At 55.9% G+C, this 1,218-nt stretch carries 3 protein-coding genes; all 3 read left to right on the plus strand.

All coding sequences use genetic code 11. From position 1 onward, the window contains the following. Window positions 1–306 (plus strand): cysteine peptidase family C39 domain-containing protein (locus tag ACP7BV_RS27045; protein ID WP_426107988.1); only part of this gene is annotated, 306 nt, incomplete at its 5' end. Next, window positions 296–850, plus strand: coding sequence for a hypothetical protein (locus tag ACP7BV_RS27050; RefSeq protein WP_426107989.1), 555 nt, complete (start codon window positions 296–298; stop codon window positions 848–850). The genes ACP7BV_RS27045 and ACP7BV_RS27050, both read left to right, overlap by 11 nt. Before the next feature lie 7 nt (window positions 851–857). Further along, window positions 858–1,218 (plus strand): hypothetical protein (locus ACP7BV_RS27055; RefSeq protein WP_426107991.1); only part of this gene is annotated, 361 nt, incomplete at its 3' end.

Genomic DNA, 1,218 nt, shown 5'->3' on the forward strand with positions numbered 1-1,218 from the left:
AAGCTCCCTGCAATTGTGTTGGTGTCGGAAAAAGGCTACAACCATTTCGTGGTCGTGAAAGGCCTTGCAGATGGGCGGATATTAATTGGCGATCCCTCAAGCGGTACACGCGCGATTGCTCTCGACCATTTTCAAACGATCTGGCAAAACAAGCTGCTGTTCGTTATCCATAACTACCAGGGCGTTCCAGCTTTCAACGCGAGCGCAGACTGGCGCGCGGCGCCTTCTGCCGTGCTGGCTGAAGGTGTCGGCCGCATCGGTCTGGATGTACTCACAATTCCCAAGCACGGAGCTGGTGAATTCTAAAAATGGAGCAAGTATGTGCGCGCAAATTATTTTTTTCCATTGCAGGGCCCTGCTAGCGGCAGCACTTGCATTGCTGGTCGCTGGCGAGGCACACGCAAGCGATGCAGTCAGAAATGACGATGTGGCAAAAAAATGGTCTGCCGTGGATGAAAAACGGCTTGCCCACGCGCGCGGGGGCTTCGTGACGACATCAGGACTTACCGTGTCGCTTGGGATAGAGCGGTCCGTGTCGATCAACGGCACGATGGTGTCGCAAACTTATCTGCACATTCAGGATGTCGGTGCACTGACCACTGCTGACGCGGCCGCATTAAAAATTGCGCTACAGCCGACCATCGTCCAGCGCGGCCCTGCCAACCTCCTCCCCTCGTCGGCGAGCCAAATTCCGGCTGGCACGTTTGTGCAAAATTCTCTGAACGACCAATCGATCAGAACCAACACCGTTATCAGTACTAGCCTCAACAGCGGCAGCATGCTGAAAGAGATCAATTTTATGTCGAGTGTGCGCGATGCAAATATTGGCTCGATATTTCCACGCAATTAACTTAATAATGAAGGAAACGGAAGACATGCGCTTACCCTCTCTGCCAAACACCATCATCGCCGCTTCTCTGGCGTTTGCTTTCCAATGCACCGCCACAGCGCAGCAGCAAAACGGTTCGGTCGAAGAGTTGACGAGGGCTGTGACGGAGCTTCGCGCAAGGATCGATCAACAGCAGCGGCTGATCGAGGCGTTGACGCGCGAAGCCGAGGGTCGCGCGGCAACGTCTCAGCCAGTCCCCGCAGCTCCGGGGCTTGACGTTCAGCGGGGGACGGGAAGCCATATTGCTGCCATCACCGCAGCGGGCATGGCCGGTGCTGAGCTGGACGTTAGCGAACCGGACAAGGCAGCCGAGGCTGTCAAACCTGTCG

It is taken from the genome of Massilia sp. TSP1-1-2 (genome assembly GCF_049896185.1).
GTDB lineage: Bacteria > Pseudomonadota > Gammaproteobacteria > Burkholderiales > Burkholderiaceae_D > Telluria_A.